The organism is Arthrobacter burdickii, assembly GCF_030433645.1.
GTDB lineage: Bacteria > Actinomycetota > Actinomycetes > Actinomycetales > Micrococcaceae > Arthrobacter_D > Arthrobacter_D burdickii.
Window position 1 is genome coordinate 282756 of record NZ_JAROCG010000002.1, and the last position, 16113, is coordinate 298868.

The 16113-nt window shown below is 67.1% G+C and carries 13 protein-coding genes; 5 read left to right on the plus strand and 8 right to left on the minus strand.

Annotation, left to right across the window (positions count from 1 at the left end; all coding sequences use genetic code 11):
* Positions 1-12 precede the first annotated feature (12 nt).
* The 4 genes from P5G52_RS15885 to P5G52_RS15900 all read right to left on the minus strand — a co-directional run bounded on the left by P5G52_RS15885 (position 13) and on the right by P5G52_RS15900 (position 3410).
* Entirely contained in the window at positions 13-942 is a 930-nt protein-coding gene (locus P5G52_RS15885; RefSeq protein ID WP_301229308.1) for an NmrA family NAD(P)-binding protein, read from the minus strand.
* 42 nt (positions 943-984) lie between these two features.
* Positions 985-1458 (minus strand): cupin domain-containing protein, encoded by a 474-nt coding sequence (locus P5G52_RS15890; protein WP_301229310.1) that lies wholly within the window; start codon positions 1456-1458, stop codon positions 985-987.
* A 114-nt stretch (positions 1459-1572) separates the two neighbouring features.
* On the minus strand, positions 1573-2151 hold the full coding sequence (locus P5G52_RS15895) for a GNAT family N-acetyltransferase (RefSeq protein WP_301229312.1): 579 nt from the start codon (positions 2149-2151) through the stop codon (positions 1573-1575).
* Positions 2152-2282: 131 nt separating this feature from the next.
* Positions 2283-3410, minus strand: a complete 1128-nt coding sequence (locus P5G52_RS15900; protein ID WP_301229314.1) for a hypothetical protein — start codon at positions 3408-3410, stop codon at positions 2283-2285.
* A gap of 173 nt (positions 3411-3583) precedes the next feature.
* Here P5G52_RS15900 and P5G52_RS15905 point away from each other — a divergent pair, with 173 nt between their 5' ends.
* Positions 3584-4822: an amidohydrolase gene (locus tag P5G52_RS15905; RefSeq protein WP_301229316.1), complete on the plus strand. Its 1239-nt coding sequence runs from the start codon at positions 3584-3586 to the stop codon at positions 4820-4822.
* On the plus strand, positions 4812-6224 hold the full coding sequence (locus P5G52_RS15910; RefSeq protein ID WP_301229318.1) for an amidase: 1413 nt from the start codon (positions 4812-4814) through the stop codon (positions 6222-6224). The genes P5G52_RS15905 and P5G52_RS15910 overlap by 11 nt, the downstream gene beginning before the upstream one ends.
* 82 nt (positions 6225-6306) lie before the next feature.
* On the opposite strand, the gene P5G52_RS15915 is transcribed toward P5G52_RS15910, so the two are convergent.
* From P5G52_RS15915 to P5G52_RS15925, 3 genes are all read right to left on the minus strand, one after another.
* Positions 6307-8121 (minus strand): S1 domain-containing protein, encoded by a 1815-nt coding sequence (locus P5G52_RS15915; protein ID WP_301229320.1) that lies wholly within the window; start codon positions 8119-8121, stop codon positions 6307-6309.
* Between the two features lie 164 nt (positions 8122-8285).
* Entirely contained in the window at positions 8286-9488 is a 1203-nt protein-coding gene (locus P5G52_RS15920; RefSeq protein WP_301229322.1) for a hypothetical protein, read from the minus strand.
* Between the two features lie 51 nt (positions 9489-9539).
* Entirely contained in the window at positions 9540-10364 is an 825-nt protein-coding gene (locus P5G52_RS15925; RefSeq protein ID WP_301229324.1) for a nuclease-related domain-containing protein, read from the minus strand.
* Between the two features lie 241 nt (positions 10365-10605).
* Between P5G52_RS15925 and P5G52_RS15930 the strand changes: the two genes are divergently transcribed.
* Entirely contained in the window at positions 10606-11622 is a 1017-nt protein-coding gene (locus tag P5G52_RS15930) for an exonuclease domain-containing protein (protein ID WP_301229326.1), read from the plus strand.
* Between the two features lie 3 nt (positions 11623-11625).
* On the opposite strand, the gene P5G52_RS15935 is transcribed toward P5G52_RS15930, so the two are convergent.
* Positions 11626-12213, minus strand: a complete 588-nt coding sequence (locus P5G52_RS15935; protein ID WP_301229328.1) for a TetR/AcrR family transcriptional regulator — start codon at positions 12211-12213, stop codon at positions 11626-11628.
* 113 nt (positions 12214-12326) lie between these two features.
* On the opposite strand from P5G52_RS15935, the gene P5G52_RS15940 reads away from it, so the two are divergent.
* Together P5G52_RS15940 and P5G52_RS15945 are read left to right on the plus strand one after the other, a co-directional pair.
* Positions 12327-13580: an MFS transporter gene (locus P5G52_RS15940; protein ID WP_301229330.1), complete on the plus strand. Its 1254-nt coding sequence runs from the start codon at positions 12327-12329 to the stop codon at positions 13578-13580.
* A complete protein-coding gene (locus tag P5G52_RS15945; RefSeq protein ID WP_301229332.1) occupies positions 13581-16058 on the plus strand; it encodes a beta-glucosidase in 2478 nt (825 codons plus the stop codon).
* Positions 16059-16113: the final 55 nt, after the last annotated feature.

Consider the following 16113-nt stretch of genomic DNA (forward strand, 5'->3'; position numbering starts at 1 on the left):
CGGACCCGCCGTCTACGCGGACTGGACAGCCGTCCTTCGCAGGTGCGCCTGAACCACCTCGCGCACCGAGGTCCAGTCGTGCGGACCGTAACGCTCGTTGTCGACGTGGTGGAGCTGGGCCTCGCCGCTGAACATGCTGACGAAGTACTGCATGCCCTGCCAGGCCGGGAACGTCGCGTTCTTGTCCTTCGACAGGGCCCGACCGATCTTGCTCATGGTCGACAGCGTCCCCGTGGTGCCGGCCCACTGTGGGGTGAAGGGTGTACCGGTGAGGCCGCTGAGGGTCTGGGCGATGCTGCGGGCGGTGACGCGGTCGCCTGAAACCTCGACGACGCGGGGAGCATCCGCATCGAGGGCCACGAGCGCGACGACACGGGCGACGTCGTCCTTGGTGGTGAAGTCGAGGACCTGGTCGGGGGAGGACCAGAACAGGACGCGGCGCCGCCCGAAAAGGATCATCGGAGCCTGTCCCGTCAGCATGTCGGTGAAGGCGCCGTTCAGGACGGATGTTCCACGGAGTGGGGCGGCGTCGAGCGTGGCGGCGAACTCGCGCCGGAGTTCGAAGTTGCGGTTGCTGCCGGGAGTCACCCGGCGGTAGTCCGCCGAGTAGTCCGACGGGATGAACCGCTTGACGCCCGCCTTCACGGCAGCCGCCAGGAGGGCCCGCTGGGCGTCGAGGATCACGGTAGCCGTGCCGCTGACAGCCGAGATGACGGCGTCCACCCCCGACAGTGCAGCGACGAGGGCGGGCTCGTCCGTGTAGGCGGCCTCGTGGATGTCCACCCGATCCTCCCCGGCGTACATGGCCCGAGCCGTCCCGCCGCCGGGGCGAGTCAGGACCCGGACGAGGGTGTCCGGGTGCGCGCTATCACCGAGCAGTTCGCGGACGATCCGGGACCCGAGGTCGCCAGTGGCGCCTGCGACGAGAACGGTGCTGGTCATGGTGGGCCCTTTTCTAGATGGTTGTCGGCGCGGTACGGCGCTTCAAGCGCTCTCTTCGCCCTTGTCGTCAACTTCCTCGACCCACGACGGCGGCTCATCGCGTCCCTGCTCCTCGTCCTTCTCGGCGTCTTCCGGTGTCTCCTGCACGATGCCCTGCGCGTGGTGCGTCGGGGCGTAGATCGTGTAGAGACGCAGTGCTTCGTCTCCCGTGTTCTCAACGTCGTGCCAGGTGCCGGCGGGTACCTGGATGCTCCAGCCGTCCTCGACGTCCCGCTGGAAGGAGAGGTCGTCCTTCGAGGGCCCCATCTTCACGCGGCCCTTCCCGGCGTCGATACGCAGGAACTGGTCGGTGCCGTGGTGCACCTCGAGGCCGATAGCACCGCCGGGCTCGATCGACATGAGCGTCACCTGCAGGTGCTTGCCGGTCCAGGCGACGCGACGGTAGGCGGCGTTCTCGGTCGTGGCAGTCTCGATGTCGAAGGCGTTCGGGTTCGGTCCGTTGTCGGTGATGTCCATGAACGCATTCTGTCCCATCTTTGCCCGGGGTCGCCAAATCGGCACTGCGGACGCCGAGACGGTTGCACGCTGCTTGGGAGGAGGGACAGGCGGGGAGGTGTCAGAACGACGGCCTCAGCTCGGCCCCGGCTCTGGTCGAGGGCGGGGGTCGGTGCAGAGGATCGACATCATCACGGCGTCCACCCATTCGTCGTTCCAGTGCAGCGCGTCGCGCATCGTCCCCTCCTCCTCGAAACCGATCTTCCGGTAGGACCGAACAGCCCGCTGGTTGAACGCGTAGACCTCCAACCCGATCCGGTGCAGGCCGATCTCGTCGAAGGCATGAGCGATGACCGCACGCCCGGCTTCGGTGCCGTAGCCGTTGCCGGTAGCGCCATCCCCGCTGAGGGCGATGCGGTAACCCATAGAAGCATTCGCCTCATCGAGGTCATTCAGGACCACCTCGCCGAGGTACTGGCCCGTGTCGCGCCGCACGACGGCCCAGTCGGCGCGATCCTCGCTCTTCGGCGCCTTCTCCAGCCACGCGCGGATCTGGTCCTGAGTGAATCGCACGTGCGTGCCCGTCAGGCGTCGTGACTCCGGATTATTCACGTTCGACCACACACCGTCGAAGTGCTCCAGGCCCTGAGGCTCGAGCCGCAGGCGCGGGGTCTCGATCATCGGCAGACGGGTGAAGTCGTAGTCGGCGTTCATGCTTCCTCGGATGCTGGTCGTCCGCGCCCGGGCGTCTCCGAGCGGTGCCCCCACCCTATCCACGGCGGCGCCACCCCTTCCGGGCAGCAGGCGCGGCACAGGCGCCGGCCCGATCCTATGCCGGGTGCGGGCTACCGCCCCACGGGCTCGAAGGGCGATGACGCCGCCCCGGTCCACCGGTACAGGTCCAGCACGGCGGTCTGCTTCGTGACGCCGTCGTCGACGACCCGGCCCTGGGTGGCGATGTAGAAGTAACCGTTGCCGAGGGACTCGAGGCCGACGTCAGCGGTGAAGTTCCAGCCCCGTATGCCGGTGGGCTCGTGGGAGAGGCCCTGCTGGAGGAGGGGGAGGAGCAGGCCTTCCTCGGGTGTCCGCTGGCCTTGGATCACGCCTTGCGCGGGACGGGATGAACCGTCGATGGCGTAGAGCGAGTAGTTGGGGTACTGCTCCTTGACGCCCTTGTAGACGCCGAGGAGCCAGGTGTGGGTGAACGCGTCGTAGTTCAGGTTCTGGACGCCGTAGGTGGTGTTGCCGGTGTAGACGAAGTACTTGCCGTCGGTCGTCGCCGGGCCGCTGGTATGCGGAGCGTCCTGCGTGAGCGACTGCTCGAACTTCTTCCAGCGCGTGACGTCGTACTGCAGGAGCACTTGGTGGTCGTTGTCGTCGCGCTCGGTGTTCGAGTAGACGCCGTACGCGACCGTGAGCAACTGCTTGCCGTTCTTGCGCCCGAAAGCCGGGCCGAAGGTCACGCCGTCGATCCCGCTGCTGCCGTAGCGGTGGTCCGGGGTGTCGGCAATGTTGCCGTCGAAGACGCCGTTGCCGTCCATGTCCGCTGTGAAGTCCTGCACCACCTCGTGGAGGTAGACCGCGGTGACGATGCCGTCCGTCTCGGCGTCCATGTCCATCCCCGTGATCCTGTCCACGTCGAAGATGGCGATGTAGAAGGACTCGGCCGCCTTGTACTCCAGTGACCCGTAGACGCGGCCGTCCTTCTCGTTGAAGTCGAGGTCGCCGAGGTGCCCGGTGAAGCCGGTGACGGTGCCGAGCACAGTCCCGTCGAGGTCGGTCTTCACGAGCATCGAGGTGAAGGAGTAGTAGACGAATTCATTCTCGGTGTCGACGGCGATGCCCTGGACGTGCCCGGCCGGCCAGGCACCGCCGTCGACCGTGGCAGGGAAGTCCTCGACCGCGGGCTTCGCGGCGCCGGTGACCAGGACGGCGGACAGGAGGACGGTGATGGCGCGGACGATTTTTCTCACAGGCGGGCTCCTCGTTCGGCAGCGGTGGTGTCAGTTCCACGGTGTCGAGGGGGAGCCACGGGCGGGTGGCCTGCGCTGGGCCCGGAGGTGAACAGCCCGCGAAGCGTTTCCCTCGCCTTCCACCCGCCGCACCTGATGTACTCGGGATCAGGACTGCCTCCCGAAAGGACACCATGACCATCGACCCCGCCGTCTTCGAGCTCTCCGACGCGCACACCACCGCGATGCACGAGCTCTACCGGCACCTGCACGCGCACCCTGAGCTCTCCATGCAGGAGACCCACACGGCCGCGTTCATCCTCGAGAAGCTCACCCATCTCGGACTCGAGACATTCATGTGTGGCGGCACAGGCGTCGTCGGGATCCTGCGCAACGGCGACGGACCGGTGGTCGGCTACCGCGCCGACACGGACGGCCTGCCCATTGAGGAAAGCACCGGGCTGAAGTACGCGAGCACGACGACGGGCACGCTCGCCGACGGCACGGCCGTGCCGGTCATGCACGGCTGCGGGCACGACACCCACATCACCGTGGGGCTGACCGCCGCACAGCTGCTGACAGAGAGCCGCGACGCATGGTCCGGCACAGTGGTGTTCATCTTCCAGCCGGGCGAGGAGATCGGCGAGGGCGCGGAGGCCATGGTGGAGGACGGGCTGTGGGACAAGGCGCCCATGCCGTCGATCATCTACGGGCAGCACGTCTGGCCCGGACTCGCCGGCACGGTGAACATCAGCAAGGGCACGGCCATGGCGATGGCCGACTCCTGGAGGGTGACGGTCCACGGCAAGCAGGCGCACGGCTCGCAGCCGGAGCAGTCGATCGACCCGATCGTCCTCGGCGCCCATATGGTGGTGCGCATCCAGACGATCGTCTCCCGCGAGGTGCACCCGATGAAGTCGGCCGTCGTCACGGTCGGCACATTCCATGGCGGACTGAAGGAGAACATCATCCCGGCGTCGGCGGAGTTCACACTCAACGTGCGGACGTTCGACGTCGACGTGCGCGAGCGCGTCCTCGGCTCCCTGCGGCGCATCATCAGCGCGGAGGCTGCGGCGTCGGGTGCCCCGGAGCCGACTATCGAGGAGATCTCCAGCTTCCCGCAGTGTTACAACGACCCATCCTCGACGGAGGATCTGATGGCTGTCCTCGGTGGGGTGTTGGGCGAGGACGCCGTCATCGAGGCACCGCCGGTGATGGGTAGCGAGGACTTCGGTCTCCTGGCCGAGGCCATCGGCGTCCCGAGCGTCTACTGGTTCTTCGGCGGGCACCCGCAGGAACTGCTCGACGGAGACCACCCTGTTCCTGGCAACCACTCGCCGTTCTTCGCCCCGATGATCGAGCCGACGCTGACCACCGGTGTCCGGGCGGCGATGACGGCGCTGCTGTCGAAGGTAGGGCCGCGTGAGGGCTGAGCTTCACGAACTGTCCGCCGTCGAACTGACCGGGGCCATCCGCCGTCGTGAGGTGTCAGCCCGCGAAGCACTCGACGCCCACTTCGATCGCATCGACGCCGTCAATGGTTCCATCAACGCCGTCATCACGGAGGACCGGGAGGGCGCTGCAGCGCTCGCGGAGGCTGCTGATCAGTTGACGATGTCGAGCGCGGATCTTCCGCCGCTGCACGGTCTGCCGATGACGCACAAGGACACGCACAATACGAAGGGGCTGCGCACCACGCAGGGCTCGGTGGCGTTCAAGGACTTCGTGCCGACGTTCGACGACCTGATCATCGGCCGCCTCAAGAAGGCCGGCGTCGTGACGACGGGCAAGACGAACGTGCCGGAGTTTGCCGCCGGAGCGCACACCTTCAACGAGCTGTTCGGAACGACTGTCAACCCCTATGACACCTCGCGAAGTGCCGGCGGTAGCAGTGGGGGAGTGGCGGCGTCGATCGCGGCCCGGATCCAGCCGTTGGGCGAAGGTAGCGACATGGGCGGCTCGCTCCGCAACCCGGCGTCATTCTGCAATATCGTCGGGTACCGGCCGTCGATCGGCGTCGTTCCCTCCGTTCCGACCCGCAACGCCTGGGCGTGGCTGAACCGCAACGGGCTGATGGCACGCGACGTCGAGGACATCGCCCTGGGGATGGCAGCGATCGCCGGCGCCGACCCCGCCGTTCCGTACCCCTACCCCGTCGCGGGTTCGTTCACGGCACCGCTCCAGCGGGACCTCACCGGGTTGCGGATCGGGTGGTCGCCCGACTTCGGACTCGGAGTGCCGGTGGATCACGAGGTGCTGCGGGTCCTTGAGGGCCAACTGCAGGTCTTCGCGGACCTCGGTGCCATCGTCGAGGAAGGGGCGCCCGACCTGCGGGGCGCCGATCAGGTATTCGGGACGACGCGTGCCTTCGATTTCGTGCTCGGCCTCGGTGAGCTCGTCAAGAAGCACGGCGATGCGATCAAGCCCGAGATCCGCTGGAACGTGGAGCAGGGGCTGCAGCTGACGGCTCAGGACATGGTCGACGCCGCCCTTGCCCGGACCCGGCTCGACGCCAGCGTGCGGCGCTACTTCGGGAAGTACGACGTCTTCGCGAGTCCGACCGCGCAGGTGCTGCCGTTCGATGCCTCGCAGCGCTACCCGACGTCGGTCAACGGTGTGGAGTTCGAAACGTACCTGGACTGGATGCGTTCGGCCACCCTGATTTCGGCGACCGGTCTCCCTGCGATGTCGGTGCCCGCAGGGTTCAGTGACGACGGCTTGCCGGTGGGGCTGCAACTGGTGATGCCGCATGGCAAGGACATCGAGTTGCTGCAGGTCGCGTATGCGTTCGAGCAGGCAACGGGTTGGGCGAAGCGGGCGCCGGAGCTGCAGTAGCTGACATGCTGAACGGTCGTTGAACGTCCTCACGATGTTTGGAGATTTGGTTGCAGCATAAGAGCTGTTCCGGAACCTGTCTTTAGGGCTTGAAGTCCTCGTGCACGACCACGCGCGACAGTTCGATGACTCCGTCGGAGCACTTCCAGTAGTGCAGCCGCCGGGCTGCCTCGACGCCCAGCTCTATGCTCAGTCGCCAGCAGATCTCCGATCCTCCCGCTCGCGTCACCGCAGGTGCATCACCGGCGGACGAGGTGCGGAGAATATGAGCATCTCGTGCGCGGAGGGTACCGGGCAACGCCGAGAGGAGATCGACGACGGCCTTCAGTGCTTTCTGCTTCTTGTCCGCAGGGAGCACGCTGAGTGAAGCTGCAAATTCGCTGCCGAAGCGGTGCTCGCCGAGCGGGTGCGCCTCCTTCTCCATAGCCGGAACTCGCTCAACCCACGCTACATAGAGATCATGTTCAACCTGCTCCTCAGCAGTAAGGAAGGCCGGGGAAGCCGATTGCCTGCTTCCCTCGGCGCGGGTCGGGCGGCGTTTCCCCCGGAGCCTCGCGAGCTGCTCATTGAGGTGCGAAACTCGTTCCGTCAGCTGCTGATTACGTCGTTCGACGCGGCCCAGCTCGGTCCCGAGGCGAGCGAGAGCTTCGCCATCCACTGCCGCCTGCGTACGGATAGCCGTGCTGTCCGGTGTGTTGCTACTGAGCCTCAGGCGTTCCTCGCGCAGCGTCATGATTTCGGCCCTTGCGCTCTCCAGCGCCAGCTGGGTGTCGCGCAGGGCGGTGCCGCGCCTCACCTTGGAATTCGCCGGTATCAACTCGGTGCTGCCACCAAGATCAGGAGCATGCGCGGGTTCGTCCGGAGCAGGATTGAGGTTGCGACCGAATTCGAGCCAAGGTGTTCCCTCAGCGACAAGAACGGGAGCCGGAACTACCGGTTCATCGTCATCAATATCGAGCATGGTGAGTTGAACCCGACCTGCGTCGCGGCCGATACGAACGACGACGACCTCGCCCGGCGACAGGAGGTCGTCAACAGTGTCCATCTCGTTCGTCGAGACATCCGTGGCGGTCAGGAAAAACGTCATGCCCGGGTAGAGCATGACCTCCGCACCGGTCGTGTTCAGCGATGTCACGAGACCGAGGGCGAGGGAGCCTTCCGGGTAATAGGCAGCAAGGCTGGGGACTTCGAGCAGCTCGCAGCGCATTTGGTTGACTGCGGGGTCGACGACGCCGATTACGCGCTGTCCGGGCGACAACAGCCAGGACACAGGAACTTCCGGTACGAGTTCCTCCTGGCGCACCATGGCTTGACCGCCTCCATCGAGTTCGACAACTGCGCGGGACCCTTCGGCAACGAAAGTCTGCACGGTTCCTGTTCGCACGGTGGTTGTCGTGGCGTCCAGAGCTTCTTGTCTGGACTGGGCCCAGTGCCTCGCGGACGCGAGATCCTCAACCTGTTCAAGGACCCGCGTTACAGCGGGCCGGACGTCCGCAGGCCTCGCCAGAATGTGCAGCGGGCTCTGGTAGGGGTTGTTCAACCACTTCAGGTGCGCAGGATAGACGCGGAGGGCGTCGTTGAAGATCCCTGTCTTGGGTGGTAGCAAATCTGCGAGGGCCATGGTCACCGGTCCGCTCGGCACGATCCACAAATCCGCGTCGTCGCCCAACTTGGCCGCCAGATCCTGGACGTCTACGGCATCCTCGCCCGTGAACTTCCACTGCGAGACGACCACCACCGGACGTTGCCGCTGTGGATCCAGCAAGAGTTCAGCGAGCTCGGCTACGCCGGATGCCTCCGTCAGTAGACGGGTACCAGGGTGGCCCAGCGTCGACGGCGGAGGAAACGTCATGGCTGGTGCACCGCCACTTACGCGATGTCGCTTGCGGGCCGGCATTGCGTCTCCTCTTTTCCAGTCAGGTGAGCTTCACGGGGGTGGCAGTCTCTTCATGAGATGGTGCTGCCCAGTCTGGGCAGGATCTCGTCATCGGTTCGGCGAAGTGTGTTGAGCTACAGTCGCACCGGCGCCGCTGGTCGTCACGGCCCTGGTGGCTGCCGCCGCTACCCCTTCACCCTGACGATGGAAGGATCAGCAGCATCCTTCACTGCAGCTATACCGGCTACGGCCGCCTGCGCCAGGCACCACTTCCCGAGGCTGCCCAGCGCGAGGCTCGCCAGGTTCCTGTCTTTTTCAAGACGCTGCCCCACCAGCGCGCCGAACTGTCCGACATGGACACCGCTCTTGCGCAACTGCCCGTCCTGCAGTGCTGCGAGGAAAGCAGCCCGCACATGATCTGGCCCAGCAGCCGAGGACGGGACGTGCTTGACGACGTGTCGCTTCAGATGTCCATTGCCCGGTGGAACCTTTTTGACCGACCCGGCGACAGGTGGTGCTGTTTTCTGAGTGACGGGTGCAGCGGCGAGCACTACTGCGGAAGACTTGGGTGCAGCTATCGGCTCAACCGTCGAAGGCTTGGAAGGAGCCACCGGCGCTGCTGCCGGCGGCCTGGGCACAAGCTCGGGCGCCAGCGTGGCGAGCGTGACTGCCGTTACAGACCCCTCGTCGAGGAGTGCGGCGAGTTCCAGATGGAGCGCGGCCAGTTCGCGGTGGATGGCCGCGATCCTTCCCTGCGGGCTAGGTACGACGGGAATCGGCGGCGCGATCTTCCTGCGCACCGTTTGGCTGATCGAGCACCGAAAAAGCTCTGCCAACGCCTCGGCGAGATCAACCTGCGCGGTACCCCCGGCGGCAATCAGGGGAACCGTGACTGCCCTGCGCTCGACCATGAGGGCGACTTCGTCGAGCGAACCGTGCACCACGCCGTATCGCAACCGTTCCCGCCGTGTGGCCTCGTTGACCTGCGGGGAGTAGACGCTCGGATACAAGTTGATGGAATGCTGGTCGGCCGACGGGAAGTGCTTCCTGCAGATGCTCAGTCGAAGGGCCCGGCGGACGGCGTCGAGTTGCTTACCGACCTGTTCGACCGGATTAGGTACGAGGGACCCATTTGCCAGAACCCACGGTTCACCCGTATCCGTCACCTGAATGACAGGTGCTGGGAATCGCTTCCATTCGCTCAGGATGAAGGTCCCATTGATCGAGTTGTAGAAGAGCCAATCCACCTCGGCGACCGGCAGCCCTGGTGCGTCGACACGGCAATTGCTGAACGCCCAGACGTGGTTGCACAGCAGTTGGTGCAGGCGGGTCACGTCGGCAGGATCCGCCGTGTGGGCCGCGCTGTTCTTCGAGGGGAAATGGAGCATGGGAATCTTCCGTACAGGGAGTAGGTGGAGCTCGGGTCGGGGAGAGGCAGCTCAGAAGGGCAGGATGCCCGCGGCCGACGCGAAGAATGTCGCGGGCACCGCGAGGAGCCAGCCGATCCGCCGTCGTCGTGCCTGTTCCACCAGCCGGTGCAGTGCCTCGAACGGTTCGACGACATCGGCCGGGTCCCGCAGCACGGGCGCGGAGCGCCGCCACGTCGAGGGCTGAGCTGCGGCCGCTGACAGGAGTGCGACCTGCTGCTCGGAATAGACGACCGGTCGCCGCGTGATCCACCGCAGGAGCTGGTCCTGGCGAAGCACTGCCACGGACCGGTGCTTTTCCTTCACGGTGACCTGACGTGCGCCGACGACGACGATTGCAGCCGAGGCGGGAACACTCTGCAGGACAGCGGCGGAGAGCAGCTTTCCTGCCCGTGCTGCCTCGTGTTCGGAATTGCGGACGTAGGGGTAGCGCGTCCCGGCGACCATAAAGGTGCCCTTCGCCGTCCAGGCGTTCTGGCCGGGATGCCGCTTCGTGTTGATCGTGAAGACGCCAGTCGGACCGATGACCACATGGTCGATGTCGGACGACTTCTCGCCGACCGGAACGGCGTGCAGCACGGTCCACTCCGGTCCCAGTGAGGCGAGGGTGCGACCCACCGCGCGCTCGCCGAGTGCTCCCCAGTACCAGGGAAGACTGCCAGGACTCAGTGGACGGACGCCGAGGACCCGGGCCAGTAGTCCCCGTCGGTCCCTCGCGCCATGGCCGTCGAGCAGCTCCTCCATGACGGACTGACCGGGGACGCGCCGCTTGAGCAGCCCGAGCGTCTCGGGCTCGACGTACGCTTCATCGCCGTCGAGCGGGACAGCCGCGCTCATGTTCCGCTTCCCGACGCCATGCGAGTCCCCCTGGACCTGAAGCCCGGGCGAGCTGAGCCTCGCCCGGGTAGGTCGAATCTACCGGGCGATGCGCAGTGGCACGCTGCTTCGTCCGCCCGGTTGGAGACAGGATTGCCGCAGGATTTACGCACTGCGGGGGAGGCCGGGAGAAGGCCCGCCTGATGGGGGCCGATAGGCTGGGCAGGGCCGCGGACGAGTGGCGACAGCCTGAGGGGGAACAGTGCACGGTCTCAACTTCACCGCGATCGACTTCGAGACGGCCAACAGCAAGCGCGGCTCGGTCTGCGCGGTCGGTCTGGCGAAGGTGCGGAACGGCGTCGTCGTCGATACCGCGTCGTGGCTGATCAAGCCCCCGCGCTCCGTCAGCGAGTTCTCCTCGATGAACATCTCCGTCCATGGCATCGGCCCTGCCGATGTGCGGACGGCACCCTCGTGGGCCGAGAGCCTGCAGCGCATCCTGGCCTTCGCCGGGGACGATCGGTTCGTCGCCCACAATGCCTCCTTCGACCGTTCGGTGCTGCGCGGAGCGTGCGCGGAGTCAGGGCTGGCGGTGCCGGACACTACGTTCCACTGCTCCGTGAAGCTCGCGCAGCGTCTGCTCGACCTGGACTCGAATCGGCTGCCGCACGTCGCGAAAGCCCTGGGGCTGGGGGCATTCCAGCATCACGACGCCGGGAGCGACGCCGAGATCTGCGCGGCCGCCGTCGTCGCCATCGCTCAGAAGTATGCACTCCACTCGCTGGACCTGCTCTGGCCGGCGAAGACGCCGACGTCGTCGGCCGGTTCCCACCGCTATGCCAAAACTCCGACCCTCGCCGAGCTTCCTCGGGCCAATGGTCAGGCCGACCCGTCGAACCCCCTCCATGGCCAGGTCGTGGTGTTCACCGGGGACCTCGCCACGATGACGCGCGAGGAAGCGATGGGCCGGATCGCCGCCCTTGGAGCGACGCCGGCCAACAACGTCACGAAGAAGACCACGATGCTCGTCGTCGGCCAGGAGGATGCCAGCCGGCGCACGGTCTTCCTGACCGCGGGTAGCAACAAGGAGCGGAAGGCGCTCCAGTACATGGGTGCGGGTCAAGCCATCTGCGCCGTCAGCGAGTGCGAGCTGCGCGAGTGGTTCGGCCTGGATCGGCCCGAGGACTCCAGAGAGGAGACACCGGCAGATGTTCTGGGCACGCTCGAGTCGGCGGTCACCGGACTGCTCGCCTGGATCGGACGACGCCGGGTGCAGTAGGCCCTAGGCCGTCGGGGCCTTCAGCAGTGCCATCGCCTGCCGCAACCCCTCCTGCATGCTCACGCCCTTGTCGTAGAGCCACTGGATCTGGATCCCGTCGAACACACCGATGAGCAGACGCCCGGCCCATTCCGGATCGATGTCCGTGCGGTATTCACCCGACCGCTGGCGCTCCGTCACCTCCCGGGCCATCTCGCGTACCAGCATCTCGTAACGCTCACGGAAGTACTGGTGGGACGCGTGGGACGCTTCGTGGGCGGTCGCCGACGCCACCGCATAGAGCGCCGTCAGCCCCGGCTGCTGCTCGTTCCGCTTCGCGACCGCCGGGAGGTGGTCCACGCTGAACTGCGCCTCGCCGATCAGTTCACGCGCCCGCTCGTCGCGCTCGGCCAGGACTGCCTGCTGCAGCTCCTGCTTGCTGCTGAAGTAGTGGAAGAGCGTCGCTTCCCGGACGCCGACGAGCTCTGCCACGTGCTTGAGCGCCGCGCCCTCGAAGCCTTCCGTGGCGAAGACGTCCGTCGCCGTCTGCACGATCGTCCGTCGTCGCTCTTCCCCTTTTGCGTACGGTCCGCGCAGTCCTCGTGTAGTCACCGACCCAGTCTAGGAGCCGAAAGCACACGTCGATGCGTAAAAACCTAGTAACACTCAGTTTTAGCGTGTACTCTCGTTCCAATCCCAACGACGGGTCCTTACAAGGAGGCAATGTGGCCAACCTTCCAACGTTCATCCCCGAAGCAGCACCCACCCAGCGCGCCAGCAAGGCATTCATGGTCGGACTCCCGATCGCCAGCGCAGGCCTGTGGATGGCGGTCCTCGCCCCCGCGCTCGTGGTCCTGGCGATCAAGATCGCAGAACTCACCACCCCCGACACCCGCGCCGGCGCCTACAGCCTCGTCGCGGGCGTCGGCGCCCTGATCGCCCTCCTCGCCAACCCGGTGTTCGGCCGCCTCAGCGACCGGACCACCTCGCGGTTCGGCATGCGGAAGCCCTGGATCATCGGAGGCTCCCTCCTCGGACTGGCCGGCCTGTTCATCCTCGGCTCCGCCACCGGCGTTACGGGCGTGCTGATTGGCTGGATCATCGCCCAGCTCTCCTTCAACGCGGCGCTCGCAGCCCTCGTCGCAGCACTGCCCGACCAGGCGGCGCCCGACCAGCGCGGCAAGCTCTCCGGCCTCGTCGGCATGACACTGCCCATCGGCCTCGTCGCCGCGGCCTTCTTCGCCCAGTTGTTCGACACCGCCTTCCTGATGGCCGTCGTCCCCGGCGCGGTCGGCGTACTCATCGCGCTGGCCTTCGCGTTCACCTTCAAGGACCGCGTGCTCACCGAGAAGCCACGGGACAAGTACACGATCAAGGACTTCCTCGGCTCGTTCTACTTCAACCCCGTCCAGCACCCCGGCCTCGGCTGGGCCTGGTTCACTAAGTTCCTCGTCTACATCGCCTACTGCTGTGGCCTGCTCTACATGCCCTACTTCCTCGGCGACCACCTCGGCGTCGCGCAGGACGACGTCGCCACCCTGGTCTTCCAGCTGACCCTCGTCAGCGCGGCCGGAACCGTCGCCACCAGCTTCCTCGGCGGCTGGATCAGCGACCGCATCGGCAAGCGCAAGAACCTCGTGATCCTCTCCGCCGTCGTCATCATGGCCGGGCTCATCACCATCGCCACCAGCAGCGACTTCAGCCAGGTCCTCCTCGGCCAGGCCATCGCCGGCATCGGCCTCGGCTGCTTCACGGCGGTCGACGTCGCCCTCATCACCGACCTGCTGCCCGCCGACCAGAACGAGAACGCCAAGACCTTCGGCGTCTTCAACATCGCCCAGGCGCTGCCGCAGTCCCTCGTTCCCGCCATCGCCGCACCGGTCATCGCCCTCGCCGGCTACCCCGGCCTGTTCCTCGGAGGAGCGGTGGTCGGTCTCATCGGCGCCGCCCTCGTCACCCGCATCAAAGGAGTTCAGTAAATGACCGTCACCACAACGGCGCCCGTCGCCGTCGACCCCCGTATTCGTGAGCTGGCCGAGAGCCTGACCCTCGAGCAGCAGGTGAGCCTGCTGACCGGCGCGGACGTGTGGAGCACCGTGGCCATCCCCGAGATCGGGCTCGGCCGCGTGGTCCTCAGCGACGGCCCCGCGGGTGTGCGCGGCGAGGACTTCGACGAGCGGCATGACTCGATCAGCCTGCCGTCGTCGTCCTCCCTCTCCGCCGCCTGGTCCGTGAACCTCGCACGCCGTTACGGTCAGGTCCTGGGCCAGGAGGCGCACCGCAAGGGCGTCCACGTGGTCCTCGGGCCCACGATCAACCTGCACCGCTCCCCGCTGGGCGGCCGGCATTTCGAGTGCATGAGCGAGGACCCGGTCCTCACCGCGCAGCTCGCCGCGGGCTATGTAACGGGCGTGCAGTCCATGGGCATCGGCGCGACGCCCAAGCACTTCGTCGCCAACGACGCCGAGACGGACCGCTTCACGGCCGACTCCGTGGTCGCCGAGCGGCCGCTGCGGGAGCTGTACCTCGCGGCGTTCGAGCAGGCCGTCACCGAGGCGAAGGCCTGGCTCGTCATGAGCTCCTACAACTCCATCAACGGCACGACGGCGAGCGAGAACCATTTGCTCGAAACGCCGCTGTCCACCGAGTGGGGCTTCGACGGCGTCGTGGTCTCCGACTGGACCGGCGTGCGCTCCATCGACGCCGCCAAGGCACACCAGGACCTCGAGATGCCCGGCCCCGTCGGCCACTGGGGACCGAAGCTCGTCGCCGCCGTCGAAGCCGGCGAGGTGTCCCGCGAGGCGATCCTCGAGAAGGTCACCCGGATCCTGCGCCTCGCCGCGAGGGTCGGCGTGCTGGAAGGCTTCGAACCCGCCGTGACCGAGATGCCGGACGAGATCGACGGACGCGCGTTCGCCCGCGAAGCCGCCGTCCGCGGCTCGGTGCTCGTGCGCAACGAGAACAACCTCCTGCCCCTGAACGCCGCAGCCCTGACGCGCGTCGCCGTCATCGGACACAACGCGTCCGAGGCCCGCACGCAGGGCGGCGGCAGCGCCACCGTCATGCCGCTGCAGATCGTCTCCCCGCTCGAGGGCCTGCGCGAGGCATTGCCCGACGACGTCGAGCTCACCTACTCGCGCGGTGCGAAGGTCGCGGACGGGCTGCAGGAATTCCCCCGTTCCACGCTCTCCAACCCGGTGTCCGGCGTGCCCGGCCTCCGCGTCTCCTTCTTCGACGCCACCGGCGCGGAGATCTCCGGCGAGGACCGCCTCGCCTCGCACCTCATCTGGTTCGGCGTGGGCATCCCCGAGGGCACCTCGCGCATCCGCATCCAGACCGAGTGGACAGCCCCCGACGACGGCGTGCACCACCTCGGCGTCGGCACCGTCGGCGAGGTGAAGCTCATCCTCGACGGGGACACGGTGTTCGACGGCGAGCTCGTCGACGAGCACGACGTGCTCGGGGCCGCACTGTTCTCCCCGCCGCAGAAGACCTTCCCGGTCTCCACCACGGCCGGTGCGCGGGTGTCCGTGGAGGCGGTCTTCACGATCCCGGCGAGCCAGGTCATCCCGTTCTCCGCCATCCTGCTCGGTGAGGAGGCCGTGGTGGACGACGCCGACGCCGAGATCGCCGCGGCCGTGGAGGCCGCACGCGAGGCCGACGTCGCCGTCGTCGTCGTGGGCACCAGTGCAGCCATCGAATCCGAGGGCTTCGACCGGAAGGACCTGGACCTGCCCGGGCACCAGGACCGCCTCGTCGCCGCGGTCGCGGCCGTGAACCCGCGCACCGTCGTCGTCGTGAACTCCGGCTCGCCCGTGCTGATGCCGTGGCGCAACGAGGTCGACGCGATCCTGCTGGGCTGGTTCGGCGGCCAGGAATTCGGCGCGGCGATCGCCGACGTCCTGCTGGGCGTCGAGGAGCCGGGCGGACGCCTGCCCACCTCTTGGCCCGCGGCACTCGAGGACGTCCCCGTGCTCAACACCACGCCGGTGGAGGGCAAGGTGCACTACGAGGAGGGCATCCACGTCGGCTACCGCGCGTGGCTGAAGCAGGCCGCCGACGGCGGCGCGAGCCCGGCCTACCCGTTCGGCTTCGGCCTCGGGTATACCTCCTTCGACCTGGGCGCCGCCTCCGCGGACGCCTCAGCAGTGGCGGCGGGGGAGGGCCTGACCGTGCGCGTTCCCGTGACGAACACCGGTTCCCGGTCCGGCCGCGAAGTGGTGCAGGTGTACGTCGCGCGCACCGACTCCGCCGTGGAGCGCCCCGTGCGCTGGCTCGCCGGCTTCGGCTCGGTCACCCTCGAGCCCGGCGCAACCGGCACCGTCGAGGTCCCCGTTCCCGGCCGCGCCTTCGCGCACTACGAGGACGGCTGGCAATACGAGGCCGGGCAATTCCAGCTGCTCGTCGGCCGCTCCGCCGAGGACCACTTCCAGGAACTCGCGGTCATCGTCGAGTAGGACAGCGTCGAGTAAGACAGCGAGGAACGGCCCCCGGCACACTGTCGGGGGCCGT

Excerpts from the sequence above, each read along its gene's own strand:
- P5G52_RS15905 (WP_301229316.1), top strand. The coding sequence starts at position 3,584 with ATGACCATCGACCCCGCCGTCTTCGAGCTCTCCGACGCGCACACCACC.
- P5G52_RS15945 (WP_301229332.1), top strand. The coding sequence starts at position 13,581 with ATGACCGTCACCACAACGGCGCCCGTCGCCGTCGACCCCCGTATTCGT.
- P5G52_RS15920 (WP_301229322.1), bottom strand. The coding sequence starts at position 9,488 with ATGCTCCATTTCCCCTCGAAGAACAGCGCGGCCCACACGGCGGATCCT.
- P5G52_RS15915 (WP_301229320.1), bottom strand. The coding sequence starts at position 8,121 with ATGCCGGCCCGCAAGCGACATCGCGTAAGTGGCGGTGCACCAGCCATG.
- P5G52_RS15925 (WP_301229324.1), bottom strand. The coding sequence starts at position 10,364 with ATGAGCGCGGCTGTCCCGCTCGACGGCGATGAAGCGTACGTCGAGCCC.
- P5G52_RS15885 (WP_301229308.1), bottom strand. The coding sequence starts at position 942 with ATGACCAGCACCGTTCTCGTCGCAGGCGCCACTGGCGACCTCGGGTCC.
- P5G52_RS15890 (WP_301229310.1), bottom strand. The coding sequence starts at position 1,458 with ATGGACATCACCGACAACGGACCGAACCCGAACGCCTTCGACATCGAG.
- P5G52_RS15895 (WP_301229312.1), bottom strand. The coding sequence starts at position 2,151 with ATGAACGCCGACTACGACTTCACCCGTCTGCCGATGATCGAGACCCCG.